Source organism: Microbacterium sp. NPDC089695, assembly GCF_044749085.1.
GTDB lineage: Bacteria > Actinomycetota > Actinomycetes > Actinomycetales > Microbacteriaceae > Microbacterium.
Window position 1 is genome coordinate 1,908,182 of record NZ_JBIVHG010000001.1, and the last position, 22,245, is coordinate 1,930,426.

At 70.2% G+C, this 22,245-nt stretch carries 20 protein-coding genes and 1 riboswitch; of the genes, 6 read left to right on the forward strand and 14 right to left on the reverse strand.

Annotated elements, in window-relative coordinates; genetic code table 11:
* Positions 1–362: 362 nt before the first annotated feature.
* Both nagA and ACIPYT_RS09200 read right to left on the reverse strand, forming a co-directional pair.
* Positions 363–1,529: an N-acetylglucosamine-6-phosphate deacetylase gene (nagA, locus tag ACIPYT_RS09195; protein ID WP_401072819.1), complete on the reverse strand. Its 1,167-nt coding sequence runs from the start codon at positions 1,527–1,529 to the stop codon at positions 363–365.
* Positions 1,526–3,040 (reverse strand): beta-N-acetylhexosaminidase, encoded by a 1,515-nt coding sequence (locus tag ACIPYT_RS09200; RefSeq protein ID WP_401072821.1) that lies wholly within the window; start codon positions 3,038–3,040, stop codon positions 1,526–1,528. Before ACIPYT_RS09200 ends, nagA begins: the two co-directional genes overlap by 4 nt.
* 53 nt (positions 3,041–3,093) lie before the next feature.
* Positions 3,094–3,178, forward strand: a riboswitch (ZMP/ZTP riboswitch).
* Between the two features lie 34 nt (positions 3,179–3,212).
* Between ACIPYT_RS09200 and glyA the strand changes: the two genes are divergently transcribed.
* Both glyA and ACIPYT_RS09210 read left to right on the forward strand, forming a co-directional pair.
* The gene (gene glyA, locus ACIPYT_RS09205; protein ID WP_401072823.1) at positions 3,213–4,487 is read left to right on the forward strand and encodes a serine hydroxymethyltransferase; all 1,275 of its coding nucleotides are present in this window, start codon (positions 3,213–3,215) and stop codon (positions 4,485–4,487) included.
* The gene (locus tag ACIPYT_RS09210; RefSeq protein WP_401072825.1) at positions 4,484–5,362 is read left to right on the forward strand and encodes a bifunctional methylenetetrahydrofolate dehydrogenase/methenyltetrahydrofolate cyclohydrolase; all 879 of its coding nucleotides are present in this window, start codon (positions 4,484–4,486) and stop codon (positions 5,360–5,362) included. The genes glyA and ACIPYT_RS09210 overlap by 4 nt, the downstream gene beginning before the upstream one ends.
* Before the next feature lie 16 nt (positions 5,363–5,378).
* On the opposite strand, the gene ACIPYT_RS09215 is transcribed toward ACIPYT_RS09210, so the two are convergent.
* Entirely contained in the window at positions 5,379–5,933 is a 555-nt protein-coding gene (locus ACIPYT_RS09215; protein ID WP_401072827.1) for a hypothetical protein, read from the reverse strand.
* Between the two features lie 53 nt (positions 5,934–5,986).
* Here ACIPYT_RS09215 and ACIPYT_RS09220 point away from each other — a divergent pair, with 53 nt between their 5' ends.
* Complete coding sequence (locus ACIPYT_RS09220; RefSeq protein ID WP_401072829.1) at positions 5,987–6,529, forward strand: hypothetical protein; 543 nt, start codon at positions 5,987–5,989, stop codon at positions 6,527–6,529.
* A 17-nt stretch (positions 6,530–6,546) separates the two neighbouring features.
* Here the strand turns inward: ACIPYT_RS09220 and ACIPYT_RS09225 are convergent, their stop codons facing one another.
* The 8 genes from ACIPYT_RS09225 to ACIPYT_RS09260 form a co-directional block, all read right to left on the reverse strand.
* Complete coding sequence (locus ACIPYT_RS09225) at positions 6,547–7,275, reverse strand: DUF6882 domain-containing protein (protein WP_401072831.1); 729 nt, start codon at positions 7,273–7,275, stop codon at positions 6,547–6,549.
* A 22-nt stretch (positions 7,276–7,297) separates the two neighbouring features.
* Positions 7,298–8,548 (reverse strand): MFS transporter, encoded by a 1,251-nt coding sequence (locus tag ACIPYT_RS09230; RefSeq protein ID WP_401072833.1) that lies wholly within the window; start codon positions 8,546–8,548, stop codon positions 7,298–7,300.
* Positions 8,549–8,612: 64 nt separating this feature from the next.
* Positions 8,613–9,416, reverse strand: coding sequence for an HpcH/HpaI aldolase/citrate lyase family protein (locus tag ACIPYT_RS09235; RefSeq protein ID WP_401072835.1), 804 nt, complete (start codon positions 9,414–9,416; stop codon positions 8,613–8,615).
* Positions 9,401–10,186: a 2-keto-4-pentenoate hydratase gene (locus ACIPYT_RS09240; RefSeq protein ID WP_401072837.1), complete on the reverse strand. Its 786-nt coding sequence runs from the start codon at positions 10,184–10,186 to the stop codon at positions 9,401–9,403. The genes ACIPYT_RS09235 and ACIPYT_RS09240 overlap by 16 nt, the downstream gene beginning before the upstream one ends.
* Before the next feature lie 11 nt (positions 10,187–10,197).
* Positions 10,198–11,334 (reverse strand): 3,4-dihydroxyphenylacetate 2,3-dioxygenase, encoded by a 1,137-nt coding sequence (gene hpaD, locus ACIPYT_RS09245; RefSeq protein WP_401072839.1) that lies wholly within the window; start codon positions 11,332–11,334, stop codon positions 10,198–10,200.
* A gap of 27 nt (positions 11,335–11,361) precedes the next feature.
* Positions 11,362–12,858, reverse strand: a complete 1,497-nt coding sequence (hpaE, locus tag ACIPYT_RS09250; RefSeq protein ID WP_401072841.1) for a 5-carboxymethyl-2-hydroxymuconate semialdehyde dehydrogenase — start codon at positions 12,856–12,858, stop codon at positions 11,362–11,364.
* Positions 12,855–13,535, reverse strand: a complete 681-nt coding sequence (locus ACIPYT_RS09255; RefSeq protein WP_401072843.1) for a GntR family transcriptional regulator — start codon at positions 13,533–13,535, stop codon at positions 12,855–12,857. The genes hpaE and ACIPYT_RS09255 overlap by 4 nt, the downstream gene beginning before the upstream one ends.
* The gene (locus ACIPYT_RS09260) at positions 13,532–15,013 is read right to left on the reverse strand and encodes a fumarylacetoacetate hydrolase family protein (protein WP_401072845.1); all 1,482 of its coding nucleotides are present in this window, start codon (positions 15,011–15,013) and stop codon (positions 13,532–13,534) included. The genes ACIPYT_RS09255 and ACIPYT_RS09260 overlap by 4 nt, the downstream gene beginning before the upstream one ends.
* 150 nt (positions 15,014–15,163) lie before the next feature.
* On the opposite strand from ACIPYT_RS09260, the gene ACIPYT_RS09265 reads away from it, so the two are divergent.
* The 3 genes from ACIPYT_RS09265 (at position 15,164) to ACIPYT_RS09275 (ending at position 19,042) form a co-directional block, all read left to right on the forward strand.
* Entirely contained in the window at positions 15,164–16,543 is a 1,380-nt protein-coding gene (locus ACIPYT_RS09265) for an MFS transporter (RefSeq protein WP_401072847.1), read from the forward strand.
* 124 nt (positions 16,544–16,667) lie between these two features.
* Complete coding sequence (locus tag ACIPYT_RS09270; RefSeq protein WP_401072849.1) at positions 16,668–18,533, forward strand: FAD-dependent monooxygenase; 1,866 nt, start codon at positions 16,668–16,670, stop codon at positions 18,531–18,533.
* A 128-nt stretch (positions 18,534–18,661) separates the two neighbouring features.
* The gene (locus ACIPYT_RS09275; protein WP_401072851.1) at positions 18,662–19,042 is read left to right on the forward strand and encodes a VOC family protein; all 381 of its coding nucleotides are present in this window, start codon (positions 18,662–18,664) and stop codon (positions 19,040–19,042) included.
* A gap of 40 nt (positions 19,043–19,082) precedes the next feature.
* Here ACIPYT_RS09275 and ACIPYT_RS09280 read toward each other — a convergent pair whose 3' ends face one another.
* From ACIPYT_RS09280 to ACIPYT_RS09290, 3 genes are all read right to left on the reverse strand, one after another.
* Positions 19,083–19,517, reverse strand: coding sequence for an NUDIX domain-containing protein (locus ACIPYT_RS09280; protein ID WP_401072853.1), 435 nt, complete (start codon positions 19,515–19,517; stop codon positions 19,083–19,085).
* Positions 19,518–19,544: 27 nt separating this feature from the next.
* A complete protein-coding gene (locus tag ACIPYT_RS09285; protein ID WP_401072855.1) occupies positions 19,545–20,399 on the reverse strand; it encodes a PhzF family phenazine biosynthesis protein in 855 nt (284 codons plus the stop codon).
* A 71-nt stretch (positions 20,400–20,470) separates the two neighbouring features.
* Positions 20,471–22,123 (reverse strand): thiamine pyrophosphate-binding protein, encoded by a 1,653-nt coding sequence (locus ACIPYT_RS09290; protein WP_401072857.1) that lies wholly within the window; start codon positions 22,121–22,123, stop codon positions 20,471–20,473.
* Positions 22,124–22,245 lie beyond the last annotated feature (122 nt).

Consider the following 22,245-nt stretch of genomic DNA (forward strand, 5'->3'; position numbering starts at 1 on the left):
CCACCCCGATCCGCAACTCCACCGAATCGAAATATCAGCGAGAAATCCCTGATCACAGGGATTCTTGCTCGCGTAGGTCGAGAATCTCGAAGATTTTCTGAGAACTCGCGTAATGGATCGGGCATGACGTCGTCTCATCCCATAGAGAAAGCCATGGGAGTCCACCGGGGGGCGGACGACCAGGCGCTGGTGCCGAGGGGCATGAGCACCGGTGAATGGCGGGTCGGGCACCTCGGGGGAGGAGTTCCCGGCCCGCCGGCTCTGAGCGGGGGGCATCGTGCGGGGGTCGCCATTCTGGGGAAAGGCGGCCCCCCACCCGACTGCGACGGACCGGAGAGGGCAGGGTCGAGCGCCGCGTGGGGTCAGCGGCGCTCGCCCTCCCACACCCGCGCGACGCGCAGGTCAGCATCCAGCAGCACGGCATCCGCGGCGAATCCGGGCGCCAGGCGTCCGAGACGGTCTCCTGCGCCGACCGCGACGGCCGGCGTCTCGGTGAGTGCTCGCACCGCCTCCGCCAGCGGCACGCCCGCCGCGACGGCCCGCTGCAGGGCGACGTCCTGCGTGAGGGTGGATCCGGCGATCGAGCCCGTGTCGTCGGCACGCGCGACGCCGTCGCGCACCGTGACGCTCACGGCGCCCAGGTCGTAGTGCCCGTCGGCGCTGCCCGCGGCGGCCATCGCGTCGGTGATCAGCGCCACGCGTCCCGGTGCGGAGTCGAACAGCATCTTCACGACGTGCGGATGCAGGTGCACGTCGTCGGCGATGCCCTCCAGCACCACGCGTCTGTCGGCCGCTGCGGCGAGAACCGGTCCGGGCGCGCGGTGGTGGATGCCGGGCATCGCGTTGAACGCATGCGTGAGGATCGACGCTCCCGCGTCGAAGGCGGCGACGGCCATCGCGGCGTCCGCATCGGTGTGCCCGACCGCCGCGGCGGCGCCGGCGTCGACGATCAGACGCACGGCCTCGAGGCCGTGGGCGAGCTCGGGGGCGATCGTGACCTGGCGCACGGTTCCGTCGCCCGCCTCGAGGAGGCGCGCGACGTCGGCCGGCTCGGGAGCGCGCAACAGGCTCGGCTCGTGCGCGCCGTGATGTCCGGGGTCGAGGAACGGCCCCTCGAGGTGCGAGCCGAGGATGTCGGCGTCCGATCGCATCAGTTCGGCGATCTCGGCGACGCGGCGTGCGAGATCGTCGAGGGGTGCGGTGACGAGCGACACCACGGCCCTGGTCGTGCCGTGCGCGCGGTGCAGAGCACGTGCTGCTCTGATGGCGTCGACCCCGTCGTCGAACGACGCTCCGGCCCCGCCGTGTCCGTGGATGTCGATGAAGCCCGGAGTCAGCAGCGCCCCCGGGCCGGCGCTTTCTACCGCGTCGACCACGAGGTCGGCGCGCTCCCAGGTGCGGCCGGTGCCGGTCGCGACGACCACGCCGTCCTGGGTGCGCATCCAGGCGTCGTCGGTCACGTGCCCGTCGTCGACCAGCCGTGCCGAGTGGATGACGAGCGAGCCGGATGCCGCGGAGTCGACGCTCACCGCGCAGCCCACGGGATCTCGGGAGCGGGGTGGAAGTTCACGCCGCGGGCGCGCCATCCGGGCGCCAGTGCGGCGAGGCGTTCGCGGAAGGACTCCCAGGAGCGACCCGGCGCGTCCTTCGGCGACCAGGCCACCTCGGCGAGGGCGCCGGCGCGGGGGAACACCAGGTTCTCGACATCCGCATAGGTGCGGGTGGTCTCGCTCCACAGGGGCGCCTCGACGCCGAGGATCGCCGCGGCGGGCACGTCGAGCACGGCGGTCGGCTCCCACGAGTACGCCCGCTGCACGTCGATCACCGCGGCCCACGTGAGGCCGAGCGGGAAGTCCGGCGTGTACTTCATGTCGAGGTAGGCGGCGTCGGCGGCCGACATGATGAGGGCTCCACCCCGCGCCACGAAGTGCTCCGCCTCCTCGGCGTGGGTGCCCTCCGGCGTCGTCTTGCCCCAGTACTGCCCGACCGTGCCCTCGGCGATGCCCGACGCTGATCCCATCTCGTGCCAGGCCACGGGGATCTTGCCGGCCTCGACCACGATCGCCGTCGCCTTCTCGGCGAACAGGTCGAAGTCGGCCTGCGGCGTGCCGAGCGATTCGTCGCCGCCGATGTGGATGTACGGGCCGGGGGTGATCTCCGCGAGCTCGCGGACCACGTCGCGCACGAAGTCGTAGGTGCGCTCCTCGTGGATGCGGACGCTCGAGTGACCGACCCCCCAGCCGAGGTACGGCTCGCCCTTGATCGGGAGCGGCTGGCCGAGCTCCTCCGCCTGGTGCACGAGACCGTCGTTCAGCACGGGCTCCTCCACGAGCTCGGGGTACGCGACGCCGATCGCGTGCGTGTGACCTGGGAGGTCGATCTCGGGGATCACGATCATGTGGTGCGCGGCCGCGTACGCGACGATCTCGCGGTAGTCGTCCTTCGTGTAGAAGCCGCCGCGGTCGCCGTCGGCGGCCGACGCCGAGGAGAGCTCGGTGAGCTTCGGCCACGCGTCGATGTGGATGCGCCAGCCCTGGTCGTCGCTCAGGTGCAGATGCAGGTGGTTGAACTTGAGAGCGCTGGTCTCGTCGATGAAGCGCTTCACCTCGGCGACGTCGAAGAAGTGGCGTGTGACGTCGAGCATGACCCCACGGCGCGGGAACCGCGGGGCGTCGGCGATCTCCACGTGCGGCAGGCTCCAGACGCCGTTCTCCTCGTGCAGGAGCTGCACGAGCGTCTGCACGCCGTAGAAGAGCCCGGCCTCGTCGCCGCCGATGATCTCGACGTGCTCGCCGACCGTGAGGCGGTATCCCTCGGCGGGAGCCGCGCCGGATTCCATGCGCAGGGCGATCGCGCCCGGTCCGGAGGCATCGGCGGTGGTCAGTCGGATGCCGGTGCGCTGCGCCACGGCATCCATCAGCTGCGCCGTCGCGGGGGAGTCGCCGACGACCCTCGTGCTCTCGGTGATCGGCAGCCGTCCCTCGCCGACGCTGGCGGAGGAGGGCAGGGGGACCAGGGGGAGGGAATGGGTAAAGACCATGAACAAAACCTATCCCGAGAGCCGGTCGGCACACCAGGGAAATCCCGCTATGCTCGAACCGTCGCGACTGGCGTCTGGGTGGACTACCACCGGGGAGCGACTGACCACGGAACTCGACCGCGCGCCTGGGCCGATAGAACACCCTTCTCATCCGTCGTCAGAGGAGCACGTCATGACCGATCGTTACTTCAACGCCCCGCTCGCCGAGGTCGATCCCGAGATCGCCCAGGTCCTCGACCGCGAGCTGGCCCGCCAGCAGACGTTCCTCGAGATGATCGCATCCGAGAACTTCGTGCCGGTCTCCGTCCTGCAGTCGCAGGGATCGGTGCTGACCAACAAGTACGCCGAGGGATACCCCGGCCGTCGCTACTACGGCGGCTGCGAAGAGGTCGACGTCGCCGAGGAGCTCGCGATCCAGCGGGCGAAGGACCTCTTCGGCGCCGAGTTCGCGAACGTCCAGCCGCATTCCGGCGCCTCCGCGAACGCCGCGGTGCTGCATGCGATCGCGCGCCCCGGCGACACGCTGCTCGGCCTCTCGCTCGACCAGGGCGGCCACCTGACGCACGGCATGAAGATCAACTTCTCCGGCCGTCTCTACGACATCGTCGCCTACGGCGTGAACCCCGAGACCTCGGTGATCGACATGGACGAGGTGCGTCGCCTCGCGATCGAGCACAAGCCCAAGGTCATCATCGCCGGCTGGTCGGCGTACCCCCGCACGCTCGACTTCGAGGCGTTCCGCGCGATCGCCGACGAGGTCGGCGCGCTGCTCTGGGTCGACATGGCGCACTTCGCCGGACTCGTCGCCGCGGGTCTGCACCCGAACCCCGTGCCGCACGCGCACGTCGTGTCGTCGACTGTGCACAAGACCATCGGCGGCCCCCGTTCGGGCTTCATCCTCACGAACGACGCCGACATCGCCAAGAAGATCAACACCGCGGTGTTCCCGGGACAGCAGGGCGGTCCGCTCATGCACGTGATCGCCGCCAAGGCGACCGCGTTCAAGCTCGCCGGCACGCCCGAGTTCGCCGAGCGCCAGGAGCGCGTGCTGCGGGGTGCGTCGATCCTCGCCGAGCGCCTCTCGCAGCAGGACGTGGAGGATGCCGGCATCGGCGTGCGCTCCGGTGGCACCGACGTGCACCTCGTGCTCGTCGACCTGCGCGACGCCGAGATCGACGGCAAGCAGGCCGAAGACCTCCTGCACGACATCCACATCACCGTGAACCGCAACGCGGTGCCGAACGACCCGCGCCCGCCGATGGTCACCTCGGGGCTGCGCATCGGCACCCCGGCGCTCGCGACCCGCGGCTTCGGCGACGCCGAGTTCACCGAGGTCGCCGATGTGATCGCGCTCGCTCTGATCCCCGGCGCCGACGTCGAGGCTCTGCGTGCCCGCGTGGACGCGCTCGCCGCCGCCTTCCCGCTCTACCCGGACCTGCAGCAGTGACCGCGGTCGTCCTCGACGGCAAGGCGGCCTCGGCCGAGATCAAGGCCGAGCTCACCGAGCGCGTCGCCGCACTGAAGGCGAAGGGCATCGTGCCCGGCATCGCCACGGTGCTGGTCGGCGCCGACCCGGCATCCCAGCTGTACGTGGGGATGAAGCACCGCCAGTCCGAGGCGATCGGGATGAACTCGATCCAGCGCGAGCTGCCGGCGGATGCCACGCAGGCCGACGTCGAGGCCCTGATCGACGAGCTCAACGCCGATGACGGCTGCCACGGCTACATCGTGCAGCTGCCGCTGCCGGCGCACATCGACACCGACGCGATCCTCGAGCGGATCGACCCCGCGAAGGATGCCGACGGCCTGCACCCGACCAACCTCGGCCGGCTCGTGCTCAACGTCAACGCGCCGATCCACACCCCGCTGCCGTGCACGCCGCGCGGTGTGATCGAGCTGCTGCTGCGCAATGACTACGACCTGAAGGGCAAGCACGTGGTCGTCGTCGGCCGCGGCGTGACGATCGGCCGTTCGATCGGGCTGCTGCTCACACGCCGCGACATCAACGCGACGGTCACGCTCACGCACACCGGCACGGTCGACATGCCCCGCTACCTGCGCGAAGCCGACGTGATCGTGGCCGCAGCGGGCGTCGCGCACCTCATCCGCGCCGAGGACGTCAAGCCCGGTGCGGCCGTGCTCGACGTGGGGGTGACGCGCGAGACCGATCCCGAGACGGGTAAGAACCGTGTCTTCGGCGATGTGCATCCCGATGTGGCCGAGGTCGCGGGCTGGGTGTCACCCAACCCCGGCGGCGTCGGACCCATGACGGTCGCGCTGCTCATGACGAACGTGGTCGAAGCGGCGGAGCGCCTGGCCTGACGGCGCGACGCGCGCGTCAGCCGAGCTCGTCGAACATGCGGCGCTGTTCGGGCGTCAGTCCGTCCTTCAACTCGTCCCGTGCCTCGGCGGTCGACCTCGTGTCGGTCGCCGGGGGCACAGGCGCGGCATCCGTGCGCATGCCCGACATGCGTCCCTGGGCGGTGTCGTAGATCTCACCGGCCTTCGCGCGGAGTCGGTCGTCGACCCGGTCGTAGATCACCCAGCCGAGCAGCAGGAACAGCGGCGGGAGCACGTAGCTCCAGAAGCCGGAGGCGCGCACCCCGCTGAGCCAGACCACGACGACCCAGATGATGAGCTCGACGAGGTAGACGAGCACGTACTGCACGACCTTCTCGCCGAGCTTCGTGCGGGAACCCGCGGACTTCGCGGCGGCCTTGCGGAACGCCCCGGTGAGCAGCGGCTTGAGGAACAGCGCGCCGAGGGTGAGGATGACCGAGGCCCACAGGGCGTTGAACCCGACCGAGACCCCGGGCGACAGCCAGCCGATCAGCAGCAGGACGACGACGTTGAACACGTAGAGCGCGGCGAACCGGACGATTCCGTTCTTCATGGCCCCAGACTCCCACACCCGCACCCGAGCCACGACCCCGATAGGGTCGGCTCATGCGGATCGTCGTCTCGGGCACCCATGCGAGCGGCAAGAGCACACTCATCTCGGACTTCGCGACGCGGCATCCCGAGTTCGCGGTGCTCTCGGATCCGTTCGAGCTCCTGGACGAATCGACGGATGCCGCGAGTGCGGCGTCTTTCGGCGCCCAGCTCGGGCTGTCCGCCGAGCGGCTTCGTGATCCGGGGCCGCCGAACATCGTCGCCGAGCGCGGTCCGGTGGACTTCCTCGCCTATCTTCTGGCGCTCGACGACCTCGGTCGCATCACGCTCGACGACGACGTCATCGAGCTCGCGTGCGCGCGCAGCAGGGAGGCGCTCGCCCGAGTGGACCTCCTCGTGGTGCTGCCCCTCACCGCGGCGATCTCGGTCGAGGACGACGAGGATCCGCGACTGCGGGCGGCGATGGACGCGCGCCTGCTCGAACTGATCGACGATCCGGATGCGGTCGGCGACCGCGTCGTGATCGCGGAGATCACGGGTGATCGATCATCCCGCCTCGCGACGCTCGAGACCCTCGTCTCCGCGCAGATCGCCTGACAGACGGGGCGCTCGGGCTAGCCCTGGGGCTGGCCCTGCAGGCTGCTCTCGATGTTCACGATGCGCGCCTGGTCGTCGAAGCGGAACGTGGCGGTGCCGCTCGCGTCGGCGACCGTCGCGCCCGAGAACGACTCGTCCGTCCAGGTGAGGTTCCATCCGGCGAGACGTGCGGCGTCCCACACCGACGTGCGGGCATCGGGGAGTGCGACCGTCGACAGCACGCGCGGGAGCACGATCGCGGCGTCGGCGACCGTGAGCGGCGGCAGCGGAAGATCGAGCAGGAAGACCGCGGACGTGCCGCCCCCGACCGGAGCCACGTAGTACGGTGCTCGTCCGGTGAGCTCGACCGCCACGGCGCCGACCGTGTGCGCGGCGGCAGCGATCCAGGCGTCGTCTCCCGCGGCATCCTCGGGGAACGGCAGCTCGGGCTCGCTCAGCTCGCGCACGCCGTGCTCGGCGCCGTAGTCGCGGAGCTGGCCGGCGATGCCGGCGGGGTCGCCCTGCGGGTGCGCCCAGGCCCACAGCAGCGAGCGGGGCCCCGGAGCGATCGTCGCGACGAGGTGCGTGCGCGCCTCGAGCCGACGGGCGGGATCAGCGTTCGACGTGAACACGAGCGTTCCCGCGGCCATGTCGGCGTCCCAGCGGTTGTCGCCGAGCGTCTCCAGCTCCCGCGCGAGGGAGTCCTGGCGCAGGGCGGTGAACAGTGCGGCACGGTCGGAGAGGGGCTGGAGCGCGGCGAAGGTCATGGTCACAGTCTCGCCCCGATTGCTATGAATCCGCCAACTCTCCGTGCCGTCGACCCAGCGCTTCGGCGGGGCGTCCCATGCGCCACACGCTCGGCACGAGCAGGGTGATCAGCGCGACGGCGGCGTACACGATGCCGGATGTCGTCAGCACGATCACGACATCGGCGTGCGTGACCAGCCATCCGAACACGAGCGTGCCGATGGGCAGCGCCACGTAGCTGCCGAGCATGTCGTAGCTGTAGACGCGGGAGAGCTTCTCGCCGGGGACGTTCTCCATCATCGCGACGTTCCATCCCGTGCTGAAGACCTCGGCGCCGGCGCCCGCGAGGAAGGCGCCGATCGCCAGCAGCACCACTGCGGGGTGCGTGCCGAGCACGGTCAGCGGGATGGCGAAGAGCGCCATGCCGAGCATCCCGTAGCGGAGGGGACGTGTCAGCGGCACCCACATCAGCACGAGCGTCATGAGCAGGATGCCGACGCCTTCGGCGCTGACCACCCAGCCCCACCCGGCGACGCCGAGGCGATCGTCGTTCTTCGCGATGTACGGTCCCACGACGCCCCACGCGCCGATGTGGATGGCGTTCATGATCATGAACGCCACGACGATGGTCCACAGCCACGTGCGGCTCGCGAACTCCCGCCAGCCGATCCGCAGGTCGTGGAACGGCGTGGTGCCGCCGCCGTGCGGCGGGGGAGGAAGGCGGACCATGGCGAGCACGGGGATCGCGACCGCGCAGGCAACGGCCTGCGCGACCATGACCCAGGCCGGACCCGCGGTCGCGACCACGATGCCGGCGATGATCGGCCCGCCGATCGTCGTGGCCGATCGCACGAACGACAGCATCGCGTTGGCCTGCTGCAGGTGCTCCGCGGTCGTGAGCTGGGGGATGATGCCCTGCATCGCGGGGAGGACGAAAGCGGTCGATGCGCCGTTGAGCACCGACAACAGGGCGAGCAGCGGGACCGTGGCGGTGCCGGTGAACAGCAGCGCGGCCATGGCGCCGATGCTGAGGATGTCGATCACGTAGCACGACTGGATGATGAGCGCGCGCGGCAGTCGGTCGGCGACGACGCCGCCGAACAGCAGGAACACGATGTTGCTGACCGTGAACGCGGCCAGCACGAACGAGAGCGACTGCGGGTCGTTGTCGATCTCGAGCACCGCGAACGCCAGTGCGATCGACGACATCGACCCCGTGATCATGGTGATCGCACGGGCGAGGAAGAACCAGCGGAACCCGCGGTCCTGCATCGCGGCGAGGGCGCGGATCATCGTGCGGCGTCACTCGTGTGCATCAGGCCATCCTGCCACCGCTCGGCGACACACCCTGTTCCGCTCAGTAGCTCGCGCGGGCTCCACCCTCGGATGCCGGGATGAAGCGCGCTGCGAGGGCCTCGGACGCCCGGGCGAGCAGCGCCACGTCGGCGCCGACCGCGACGAAGTCCGCGCCGCCGGCGATGTAGGCGTCCGCGGCGGCCGGGTCGAAGGCGTTCACGCCGACGGGCTTCCCTGCGGCGGTGACCGCCCGGAAGACCGTGTCGACCGCTGCCAGGACGTCGGGGTGCGTCTGCTGACCGAGCAGACCCATCGAGGCCGACAGGTCGGACGGGCCGACGAACACGGCATCCACACCGTCGACCGTCGCGATCTCGGCGGCAGCGGCGACGCCGGCTGCGGTCTCGATCTGCACCGTGAGGGAGGTGTGCGCGGCGGCGTCTCCGAGGTACCCGTCCACCCGGTTCCACCGGGCGCTCCGCGCGAGCGCGCTGCCCACCCCGCGTACGCCCTCGGGCGGATAGCGGGTGGCTGCGACGGCCGCGCGGGCCTCATCGGCCGACGACACCATCGGGACGATGATGTTCTGGGCGCCGAGGTCGAGCACCTGCTTGATCGCCACCGCGTCGTTCGCCGGAACTCGCACGACCGGGGTGATCGGGTACGCGGCGACGACCTGCAGCTGCACGAGCGTCGAGTCGAGCGTGTTCGCCGAGTGCTCCATGTCGATCAACAGCCAGTCGAGGCCGGAGCCGGCGGCGACCTCGGTGACGAGCGGGCTGCCCGAGCACGCCCATATGCCGATGAGCGCGCGATCGGCGCCCGCGAGCTGCTCGCGGAAGGACGGGGCTAGACGAAGCGGCATGTGACGGTTCCCATCGGTCCGTAGTCGCACAGCACCTCGTCGCCGCGCGACACCCACATCGGGCGTGTGAACGATCCTGCCAGGATGATCTCCCCGGCCTCCAGGCGCGCGCCGTGCTGGTGGAACTTGTTCGCGAGCCATGCGACGCCGGTCGCCGGGTGCCCGAGCACGCCCGCGGCGACCCCGGTCTCCTCGATCTCGCCGTTGCGCGACAGTACGCCGGGCACCCAGCGCAGGTCGATCTCGTCGGGTCGTCGCCGCTCGGCGCCGAGGATCATCGCACCGTAGGCCGCATTGTCGCTGATGGTGTCGACGATCGTGCGTCCCTCCAGCTCGATGTGCGAGTTCAGCACCTCGAGCGCGGGGACCGCGTAGTCGATCGCCGCGAGGGCGTCGTCGAGCGTGCAGTCGGGACCCTCGAGCGGCCGCGCGAGCACGAACGCGAGCTCGACCTCGATGCGCACGTTCGAGAAGTGGTCGTGCGGGATCTCGGACCCCGACTCGTACACGGTGTCGTCGAACATCACGCCGTAGTCGGGCTCGCTGATGCCGGTCGCCTGCTGCATCGCCTTCGACGTCAGTCCGATCTTCCGGCCGATCAGGTGACGCCCGGCGGCGATCTGCGCGTCGCGCCAGACGCCCTGGATCGCGTACGAGTCCTCGACCGTGGCATCCGGGTACCGCGCCGTGATGCGCGGGATCACGCCGTGCGTGCGGTCGGCCTCGGCCAGTTCGGCGGCGATGGCCGTGATGTCGTTCTGCGACAGCATCCGTGTTCTCCTTACAGCTGGTTGCCGAGCTTCTTCTCGCCGTCCTCGGCGCGCGTGTACGAGAACCCGTCGGCGCCGATCGTGACGGCCATCTCCGAGCTGTCGGTGCGGGCGACGACGGGCTGCGGGTTGCCGTCGAGGTCGAGCACGAGGGAGGCGTCGGTGTACCAGGAGGGGACGACGGGGTTGCCCCACCAGTCACGGCGCTGGTTGTCGTGCACGTCCCACGTGATGACGGGGTTGTCGGGGTCGCCGGTGTAGTAGTCCTGCGTGTAGACCTCGACGCGGTGCCCGTCGGGGTCGCGCAGGTAGAGGTAGAACGCGTTGCTCACGCCGTGTCGACCAGGCCCTCGCTCGATCGCGTCGGACCGGCGCAGGGCGCCGAGCTTGTCGCAGATCGCGAGGATGTTGTGCTTCTCGTGCGTCGCGAAGCACACGTGGTGCATGCGCGGACCGTCGCCGCCGGTCATGGCCGTGTCGTGCACGGTGGGCTTACGGCGCATCCAGGCGGCGTACACCGTGCCCTCGTCGTCCTGGATGTCCTCCGTGACGCGGAAGCCGAGGTCCTGCATGAACTTCACGGCTCGCGGCACGTCGGGCGTGACCTGGTTGAAGTGGTCGAGTCGCACGAGCTCGCCCGGGATGTGCAGGTCGTAGCGCCAGGACATCCGCTCGACGTGGTCGGCCTGGTGGAAGAACTCGATCGGGAACCCGAGCGGGTCGACCACGCGCACCGAGTCGCCCACGCCCTTCACGAAGCCGTTCGGCTCGCGGCGCACATCGCAGCCGAGCTCGGTGTAGAACTCCACGGCACGATCGAGGTCGGCGGGCTCGCGCACCCGGTACGAGAAGGCGGCGACGGCTGCGACCGGCCCCTTGCGGAGCACGAGGTTGTGGTGGATGAACTCCTCGGTGGAGCGGAGGTAGATCGCCTCGTCGTCCTCTTCGGTCACGTAGAGCCCCAGCACGTCGACGTAGAACACGCGCGAGGCGGCGAGGTCGGTGACGACGAGCTCCATGTAGGCGCAGCGCAGCACGTCGGGCGGGGTGCCCTGTGGCGTCGCGATGGGGTTCTCGGTGCGGATCGGCGCCTCCTGGCTCACGTAATAGCCTGCGGAGGTCAGCGTCATCTCATGGCGGTCGGTCATGTCAGCGTCCTTGCTGTGGTTCTCTGGTCAGTTCTTGCCGAAGGTCGGGTTGTGCGCGCCGCCGAGCGTGATGTGCACGCTCTGCTGGTCGGTGTAGAAGTCGATCGAGCGGTACCCGCCCTCGTGGCCCAGACCCGAGGCCTTGACGCCGCCGAACGGCGTGCGCAGGTCGCGCACGTTGTTGCTGTTGAGCCACACCATGCCCGCCTCGACCGCCTGAGCGAAGTTGTGCGCGCGCTTCAGGTCGTTGGTCCAGATGTACGCCGCGAGACCGTACTTCGTGTTGTTCGCGAGGGCCAGCGCCTCCTCGTCGGAGTCGAACGGCGTGATCGCGACGACCGGGCCGAAGATCTCCTCCTGGAAGATGCGCGCATCGGGGGAGACGTCGGCGAACACGGTGGGTGCGACGAAGTTGCCCTCGTCGAAGCCCTCCGGACGCCCGCCGCCCGCGACGAGGCGGCCCTCGGTCTTGCCGATCTCGACGTAGGACATGACCTTGTCGTAGTGCTCGGGGTGCACGAGGGCGCCCACCTCGGTCGCGGGGTCGTGCGGGTAGCCGACCTTGACGCGCCGCGCCTGCGCCGCGTAGCGCTCGACGAACTCCTCGTAGATCGACCGCTCGACGATGATGCGCGACCCTGCGGTGCAGCGCTCGCCGTTGAGGGAGAACACCCCGAAGATCGTCGCGTCGACCGCAGCCTCGAGATCGGCGTCGGCGAAGACCACGGCCGGGGACTTGCCGCCCAGCTCCATCGACAGTCCCTTGAGGAACGGTGCGGCGTTCCCGAAGATGATCTGCCCCGTGCGGCTCTCGCCGGTGAACGAGATGAGCGGGACGTCGGGATGCTTCACGAGCGCGTCACCCGCGTCCTCGCCGAGTCCGTTGACGAGGTTGAACACGCCCTGCGGGAGGCCTGCCTCCTCGAAGATGCCCGCCCAGAGGGATGCCGAGAGGGGCGTGAACTCCGCCGGCTTCAGCACGACCGTGTTGCCGGTTGCGAGCGCGGGGCCCAGCTTCCACGACTCGAGCATGAATGGGGTGTTCCACGGGGTGATGAGCCCCGCGACGCCGATCGGCTTGCGGTTGACGTAGTTCATCTGCTTGCCGGGCACCTTGAAGGCGTCGTCGGACTGCGCCACGATCAGGTCGGCGAAGAAGCGGAAGTTCTCCGCGGCGCGCCGGGCCTGTCCGAGCGCCTGTGTGATCGGCAGACCGGAGTCGTAGGACTCCAGCTCGGCGAGGCGGGCGTCGCGCGACTCGACGATGTCGGCGATGCGGTGCAGCACGCGCGAGCGCTCGCGCGGCAGCATGCGCGGCCACGGCCCCTCGTCGAACGCGCGCTTCGCTGCGGCGACCGCGAGCTCGATGTCGGCCTTCTTGCCGGCCGAGGCCGTCGTGTACGTCTTGTTCGTGACGGGGTCGAGCACGTCGAACGTGTCGCCGTCGACCGAGTCGACGAACGCGCCGTCGATGTAGTGCTGGATGTGGTCGGGCAGGTCTGCGGGGATGCGGGAATCGGTCATGAGAGCCCTCCGGTCGTGTGGGTACGGGTGTGCAGGGCGTCGAGGAAGGCATCCCTCGTGCGCCAGCGGTGATTGCGGGCGGCCAGCTCGATCTCGAGCGGGTCGGCCCCGATGCGGATGAGGTCGATGATCTGCGAGTGCTCCTCGACGGAGTGCTGCGCGCGCCCCGGCACCGACGCGAAGGTCGAGTCGCGGATGCCGGACAGACGCGACCAGCCACGATGGACGAGGTCGAGCAAGTGCGGGTTGGGGCACGGTTCGAACAGCACGGAGTGGAACTGCCGGTTGAGCTCGGTGAACGCATGCGCGTCGAGGTGGTCGAGCATCCGCGCCATGCGGTCGTTGATGCGCGTGGCTTCGTCGAGCGCGGCGTCGTCGAGCAGGGGAGCGGAGAGTGCGGTCGCGGAGCCCTCGACGATGCCGAGCGTCTGCATGGTGTGGGCGTACTCGCTCTCGTCGACGAGCGTCACGCGCGCGCCGACATTGCGCTCGAAGGTGACGAGGCCTTCGGCCTCGAGCCGGCGGATCGCCTCGCGCACCGGCACGACGCTCATCTGCAGGTCGTCGGCGATCGAGCCGAGCACGAGGCGGTAGCCGGGGCTGAAGATGTGACCCGTGATACGGGAGCGGATCCACTCGTAGGCCACCTCGGACTTGCTGGTGGCGGGGGCGCTCATGATCGGGCCTCGTAGCGGGCGCGCCATTCGGCGTTCATGGGGAAGAGGCCGTCGACGGGATGACCGGCGGCGACCTGCTCGGCCACCCAGGCGTCCTCGTCCTCCTGGGCGAGCGCTGCGTCGACGACTTCTTCCGCGAGGGCGGGCGGGATCACGATCACGCCGTCGCCGTCGCCCACCACGATGTCGCCGGGCTGCACCGTGGCGCCTCCGCATGCGATCGTGACGTCGACCTCCCAGGGCACGTGGCGGCGGCCGAGCACCGAGGGGTGGGCGCCCTGTGAGAACACAGGGAGGCCGATCGCGGCGACGGCGTCGAAGTCGCGCACGCCGCCGTCGGTCACGACGCCCGCGGCGCCGCGCACCTGGGCGCGCAGCGCCATGACGTCGCCGAGGGTGCCGCTGGTCGCGTCGCCCCTGGCCTCGATCACGATGACCTCGCCCTCCTCGACCGCGTCGAAGGCGCGCTTCTGGGCGTTGTAGCCGCCGCCGTGCGCGGCGAAGAGGTCTTCGCGGAACGGCACGAACCGCAGGGTCGTGGCCGTGCCGACGAGCTTGGCGCCGGGGACGTTCGCGGTGACGCCGTCGACGAAGCATCCGTGGTGTCCGCGCTTGCGCAGCTGCGCCGAGAGACCGGCGGTGGGCGCGGCGAGCAGCTTGGCGCGGAGCTCGGGGGAGAGGCCGGGGCGTTTCGTCTCGTCGATGGGCTCTTCGCTCGTCGAGCTGCCGGGATCCAGCCCTGCCTCCTCGCGCGAACCCCAGGCCTCGGTGCGCTGCAGGTCGTCGACGGCGGGGAGCGATCCGACTTCGGCGTCGAAGGCGACGTCGCCCTGCGTCACGGTGGTCACGAGGCGACCCGAGCTCGGCGCACCCGGGGCGTCCGGAGCGTCGACCTCGACCTCGACGACGTCGCCCGGCACGATGACCGACGACCCCGCTGGCGTGCCGGTGAGGATCACGTCGCCGGTCTCGAGCGTGAAGTGCTGCGAGAGGTCGGCGACGAGCTGCGCGAGCGGGAAGATGAGTCCGGCGGTCGTGTCGTCCTGACGCAGCGCGCCGTTGACCCAGGTGCGCACGCGGAGGGCCGCGGGGTCGATCGTGCGGGCGTCGATCAGCTCGGGGCCGAGCGGCGTGTACCCGTCGCCGCCCTTCGACCGCACGTTGGAGCCTTTGTCGTTCGCGCGAAGGTCGTAGAGGCCGAGGTCGTTGGATGCCGTGACGGCAGCGACGTGGTCCCAGGCCTGACTCAGCGCGACGCGCCGCGCGGGCGTGCCGATGATCAGCGCGATCTCGCCCTCGAAGGCGAGCAGCTCGGTGCCGGCGGGTCGCTCGACGGTTCCACCCGAGACGCCGACGGAACTCGCCGGCTTGAAGAAGTACGAGGGCGCCGCGGGTCGCCGTCCGCGCTGATCGGCACGTGAGGCGTAGCTCAGATGGATCGCGATGATCTTGCCGGGGCGGGTGATGGGTGCCGTCACGGGGCGCCTCCTCGCGCTCGTCTCGACGCCGTGTTGCGTCGTATCCGAAATCGTATATCATTGCGATCACCCCGGCAACCATGCCCCCTCCGCTTCTCCGGATCGCGCGCGGATGCCGTGACAACGCCGTCACCATCAAAGGAGATTCCCATGAGCGGGCAGCCACAGGCGGGGTTCACCCCCACCGGCACCATCGCCTCAGCGACCGACCGCCGTCGCGTCGTCTTCGCCACCGTCGTCGGCACCACGGTCGAGTGGTACGACTTCTTCATCTACGCCACGGCCGTGGGTCTCGTCTTCGGCCAGCTGTTCTTCGAACCGCTCGGCGCGAACAGCGCACTGATCGCGTTCGCCACGGTCGGGGTGAGCTTCCTGTTCCGCCCGCTCGGCGCCTTCCTCGCCGGCCACTACGGCGACAAGCTCGGCCGAAAGACCGTGCTGATGTGGACGCTGATCCTCATGGGCGCGGCGACTGCTCTCATCGGCATCCTTCCCACGTACCAGACCATCGGCCTCACGGCGCCCGTGCTGCTCGTGCTGCTCCGGATCATCCAGGGCATCTCGGCCGGCGGCGAATGGGGCGGTGCGGTGCTCATGGCCGTCGAGCACGCCCCGCGCACCAAGCGCGGCATCTTCGGCGCCTCGCCGCAGATCGGCGTGCCGCTCGGGCTGCTGCTCGCTTCCGGCGTCATGGCCCTCATGACGGCGATCGCTCCGGGCGACCAGTTCCTCGCGTGGGGATGGCGCGTCCCGTTCCTGCTCAGCGTCGTGCTGATCCTGGTCGGCTACTACGTGCGTCGTCGCGTCGAGGAGAGCCCCGTCTTCGCCGAGCTCGCCGAGCGCAAGGAGCGCGCACGGATGCCGATCGTGCAGCTGTTCAAGAAGCACCTGCTGCTCGTGATCATCGCGGCGTTCGTGTTCGCCGGCAACAACGCCGTCGGCTACATGACGACGGGCGGCTACATCCAGGGCTACGCGACGAACCCGGAGGGGCCGATCGGCCTCGAGCGCGGGCCCGTGCTCTGGGCGGTCGCCGGCTCCGCCGTCACCTGGCTGCTCACGACGCTGCTCGCCGGCTGGATCTCCGACCGCATCGGACGCCGCACGACGTACATCATCGGCTGGGTCATGCAGCTCGTCGGCGTGTTCACGCTCTTCCCGCTGGTCAACACGGGCGAGATCGGGCTGCTGTTCGCCGGCCTCGCGATCCTCACGATCGGCCTCGGCTTCACATACGGGCCGCAGGCGGCGCTCTACACGGAGCTCTTCCCCGCCAGCATCCGCTTCTCGGGCGTCTCGATCTCGTACGCGATCGGCGCGATCGCGGGCGGTGCGTTCGCCCCGACGATCGCGACCGCGATCGTGCAGGCGACCGGCTCGACCCAGGCCGTCACGTGGTACCTCGCCGGGATGACGGTGCTCGGCCTCGTCGCGACGTTGCTGTTGAAGGACCGCTCCGGCATCCCGCTCGGGCCCGACCACGAAGAGGAGCAGTCCGTGAGTCCGATCCACGGCCTCGCCCGCGCCTGAGCCCTCGCTGTGGGCAGGAGCAGTCCGTGAGTCCGATCCACGGCCTCGCCCGCGCCTGAGCCCGCACCGCCCTCGCCGTCTCCGATCGCGCGAGAATAGTCACATCCGGAAGGGATCGACGACGATGCAGTTCCACCACCACGGCTACGTGTCGGGAGACCCGCGGGTGCTCCCCGCGCAGGTCGCCGAACGCGAGGCCGACCTCCCCGGCCAGGTCGACGTGCTGATCGTGGGCTCGGGGCCCGCCGGCATGCTGCTGGCCGCCCAGATGTCGCAGTATCCGGGTGTGACGACGCGCATCATCGAAAAGCGCGACGGACGTCTCGTGCTCGGTCAGGCCGACGGCATCCAGCCGCGCAGCGTCGAGACCTTCCAGGCGTTCGGGTTCGCGGAGCGCATCATCGCCGAGGCGTACAACATCGGCTGGATGAACTTCTGGGGCCCGAACCCCGAGAAGCCCGACGAGATCATCCGCACGTCGCGCACGGCGGACTACGCGTACGACATCTGCGAGTTCCCGCATCTGATCGTGAACCAGGCGCGCGTGCTCGACTACTTCGCCGAGGCCGCGGCACACGGCCCTGCGAGGATCGAGCCCGACTACGGCGTCGAGTTCACCGGGTTGACCGTGCACGACGAGGGCGAATACCCGGTCGAGGTGGGCGTGCGGTACACGGCGGGGGAGCGCGCGGGCGAGGAGCGCACGATCCGCGCGAAGTACGTGGCCGGATGCGACGGCGCGCGCAGCGGTGTGCGGCAGGCGATCGGCCGCACCCACGTCGGGGCGAGTGCGGCGCACGCCTGGGGCGTCATGGACGTGCTCGTGAACACCGACTTCCCGGACTGGCGCACCAAGTGCGCGATCAACTCGGAGGCCGGGAACATCCTGCACATCCCGCGCGAGGGCGGATACCTCAGCCGCATGTACATCGACCTCGGCGAGGTCGCTGCCGACGACGACCACCGCGTGCGGCAGACGCCGATCGAGGAGGTCATCCGCAAGGCCAACGCGATCCTGCATCCGTACTCGATCGACGTGAAAGAGGTCGCGTGGCACAGCGTCTACGAGGTGGGGCACCGGGTCACCGACGGCTTCGACGACGTGGCCGACGACTCCGGCCGGATGCCGCGGGTGTTCCTCACCGGTGACGCGTGCCACACGCACAGCGCCAAGGCCGGACAGGGCATGAACGTCTCGATGCAGGACGGCTTCAACCTCGGTTGGAAGCTCGGGTCGGTGCTCACCGGCCGTGCGCCCGAGGCGCTGCTAGCGACCTACGGGGCCGAGCGGCGACCGGTCGCCCAGCAGCTCATCGACTTCGACCGCGAGTGGTCGACTCTCATGGCGCGCAAACCCTCCGAGATCACCGACCCGGGCGAGCTCGCGACCTACTACCTCGCGACCGCGGAGTTCCCCTCGGGGTTCATGACCCAGTACACGCCGTCGATGATCACGGGCACGGCCGAGCACCAGGGCCTCGCGGACGGGTTCCCGATCGGCAAGCGATTCAAGTCGGCCGAGGTCGTGCGGGTCGGCGACGGCAACGTCGTGCACCTGGGGCATCATGCGAAGGCCGACGGCCGGTGGCGTGTCTACGCGTTCGGAGATCGCGACGGGTCGGCGCTCGCCGCCTGGGCATCCGCGGCCGGGCCGGTGCTCGCGCGGTTCACGCCCATGGATGCCGACGAGGATGCCGTGTTCGACGTGAAGGCCGTGTATCAGCAGCCGTACGAGGAGCTCGAGGTCACCGCGGCCCCGGCGCTGTTCCAGCCGAAGACGGGTCCGCTGGGGCTCACCGACTGGGAGAAGGTGTACGCGGCAGGGCCCTCGAAGTGGACCGACGTCGACATCTTCGCGGCGCGGGAACTGTCGCGCGACGGGGTGGTCGTCGTCGTGCGGCCCGATCAGTACGTCGCGGCCGTGCTGCCGCTGGATGCCGTCGACGAGCTCGCGGAGTTCCTGAGCGGGGCGCTGCTGCCGGCATCCTGAATCCGGTGTCCTGAATCCAGCATCCTGATATACCGCGAACGGGTTCCCGCGATCCCTGGTGGGATGTCGGTGGCCCGGCGTACCGTGAGTCGCGTGCGGGCGCCGACGTCCGCCAGGAGGGTGTCACCATGTCCTGGAAGATCGAGCTCATCTTCGTGCCGGTGAGCGATGTCGACCGTTCGAAGGAGTTCTACACCAAGATCGGTTTCAGCCCCGATCACGATCAGACGCCGACCGAGGGGCTGCGGTTCGTGCAGATGACGCCTCCCGGCTCCGCGTGCTCGATCGCGTTCGGCACCGGACTCGACATCCCGCTCGAACCCGGTCAGCAGAAGACGATCCAGGTCGTGGTGCCGAACGCCGAAGAGGCGAAGGCGCAGCTGACCGCCCAGGGGGTGGAAGCCAGGGGAGTGGAAGACCTCGGCTGGGGTCGCTTCGTGTGGTTCGACGACCCCGACGGCAACACCTGGACGCTGCAGGAGCTCCCGGACTACAGCGCGCAGGCCTGAAGACCGGGCGCGACGTCCTGATCCGGTCAGGCGCTGCTCGTCACCGCTCCGCGAGGGCGAGCAGCGCCTCGGGCGCGCCGTTCGGGAAAAGGATCCGAGCGCCGGAGCGGATCTCGTCGATCGGCACCCAGCGGACGGGGCTTCCCTGATCGAGGATCTCGAGGACGGCGTCGAGCGGGACGGCGTCGAGAGCAGCGCACGTCACCGTGTAGACGTGGGCGATCTCGTGCCCCGGCTCGCCCTTGTACGTGAAGATGTTCTCGAAGACGCCGAGTGGCTCGGCGCTGTCGAGCTGAACCCCGAGCTCCTCCGTGTACTCGCGGTGCAGCGCCTCGACGGCGGTCTCTCCGAACTCGATGCCGCCGCCGATAGCGCGGAGGAAGTGGAGGTCGCGGGCCGGATCGTATCCCTCGAGAGCGAGCACGTGGCCCTGCTTCACGGGGAGGCCGACGGCGATGTTGCGGATGGCGGGCATTCCGGCAGACTACGCGATCGCCGGTGTCTACTCGATCCTGAATGCCCCGCCGGAGACCTCGATGCCGCCGGACTCGGGGATGGTGACGGTGAGGAGGCTCGGGCGGCGGACGTGCGCGCCCTGATGGATGCGGATGGTGCGCTCGGGATGTCCGAGATCGCGCAGGTACGCACCGACGGAGGCCGCGGCGGAGCCGGTCGCGGGATCCTCGGTGATCCTGCCGACGGGAAACAGGTTGCGCGCGTCGACGTCAGCGGGGCCGACGGCGTGCAACACGGTCACCGTGCCGAGCCACCCCTGCTCGCGCATGAGCGCGGCGACCTCGGCGGGAGCGAAGCGGAACTGGTCGAAGAGCTCCCGGTCGGCGATCGTCACGACGGGATGCCGGTTGCCGGCGAACGACTCCTTCGGCGGGTACCGGGAATCGAGATCCTCCCTGGTGACGCCGAGAAGTGCGAGCAGCCGGTCGAGCACGTCGTCGTCGACCGCGCGTACGTCGGGCTCGACGCTCGTGAACGACACCGTCGCAGTCCCGTTCGCTCCGATCGTCGGGCGCAGCGTCACCGGACCTGCGTTGGTGTCGAACATGACCTCGCCGGCACCGTCGCGCTCGGCGAGAGCGACGGCCGTCGCGACCGTCGCGTGACCGCAGAACGGCACCTCGGCCGCGGGCGACCAATAGCGCACCCGGTACCGCGCCACGGGTGCATCCATCGCCTGCCCCACGACGAACGCCGTCTCTGAGTAGCCGACCTCCGCGGCGATCTCCTGCATCCGCTGGTCGGTGAGCGCTCCGCCGTCGAGCACGACGCCCGCGGGATTGCCGCCCTCGGGCGTCGCGGCGAAGGCGCTGTAGCGCAGGATCTCGGGAGCGGCGGTCATGACGCGAGCCTAGCGAGCGCGCGGGCCGCCACTGCCGAGAAGTGGTCTCCCCGGTGGCCGTCCGGCTCCGCTCAGGAGTTCACGCGGATGATCTCCTGCTGATACGGCGCGATCACGTCGCCCGAGATGCGCAGGTCGAGGAGCAGGAAGCGGCGCGACGCAGCATCCTCCTTCGCCCAGGTGGCGACCCGGTCGAGGTCGGCGAGCGTGCGGACGACGACGCCCTCCGCGCCGACGGCCGCGCCGAATGCCGCGAAGTCGACCTCGGGGATGCGCATCGGCGCCTCCGCGAGACCCTTGAGGCCGTAGAGGTTGACCTCGGCGCCGTACGCCGCGTCGTTCCAGATCACCGCGATGCCGCGGCCGGCGGCGGCGCGCACGGCCGACTCGAGGTCGGCGATCGCCATGAGCCCGCCGCCGTCGCCGGAGGTGAGCACGACGGTCGACTCGCGGCGTGCGAGGGCGGCGCCCACGACGCTCGGCCAGCCCTGGCCGATCGACTGGAACGCGGTGCCGACCATCATCATGCGGTCGGGCGCAGCGACCGGCCAGTACATGTTCGCCCAGCCGATGAAGTGGCCGCCGTCCGAGACCACGACGCGGTCATCGGGGAGCAGTTCGCCCAGGCGGCGTGCCGCCGACCGGGGGTCCAGGCGTCCGTCCGGGGCGAGATCGTCACCGGGTGCGTACGCCCGTGCCGCCACCACGTCGACCGTCTCCCGCCAGGCGGAGGAGTCACCGCTTCGAGACCGCAGCCGGGTCACGATTCCCTCGGCTGCCACGCGGGCGTCCGCGCGCACGAAGCCGCCGACGTGCGGGTGGGTCGCCGCGGGGGCGATGTCGACCTGGAACACCCGGGTGCCGGGGGCGAAGAGTTCGCCGAAGCGCATCGTGAACTGGTTGAGCGACGCGCCGAAGACCACCGCGACGTCGGCGGTGCGCACCAGCTCCATGGCGCCGTCGGCGCCGAAGCCCCCGGTCACGCCGAGGTCGAACTCGGACGCGGGGAACACTCCGCGGCCGAGCGCCGAGGAGGCGGTGAGCGCGCCGGTGAGCTCCGCGAGCTCGCCGAGGGCGGCACCCGCGCTCGCGAGCCAGGCCCCACGGCCGGCGAGCAGGAATGGCCGCTCGGCCGCGCCGAGAGCGTCCGCGATCTCGTCGAGCATCCCCTCGGCGAAGTCTCCGCGCGGGGCGAGAGGGGCAGGGATGCGGGGCGCGGGCGCCTCGGCGACGGGACCGGCCTCGAGCGATGCGACGTCGTAGGGGATCGCCAGGACGACAGGCACACGATAGGTCAGGGCGTGCTCGATCGCGATCACGGTCGTCGCCGCGGCATCCGCGCGCCCGACCGTATAGGTGCGGGCGCCGACCGCGGAGGCCAGCGCGATCTGATCGACGTCCCACGGGCGTGGACCCGAGGTGGGTTCGTCGCCCACGACGAGCACGAGCGGCACATGCGCCTGCACGGCCTCGGCGAGCGCGGTCAGGGTGTTCGTGAACCCGGCGCCGTACGTCGATGTGCCCGCGGCGATGCGCCCCGAGGCGCGGAAGTGCGCGTCGGCGGCGACGACCGCGCCCTGCTCGTGACGCACGGCGGTGAACACGGCATCCGTCTGGGTCTCGATCGCGTCGAGGAAGTAGGCGTTGCCGTTGCCCATGACCCCGAAGACGGCATCGATGTGCTGGGCGAGGGTGAGGGCGACGTGCGCGGAGACAGAGGGCATGCGAGAGCCTTTCGAGACAGGGACGGAGAAGGAGTTCCGTATGTGTCTCGCCGCCGCGTCTACGCGGGGCTTCGTGCCTCTTTTTCAAGCACCGGCGCGCGTCGCCGCCGGACCTGACGATC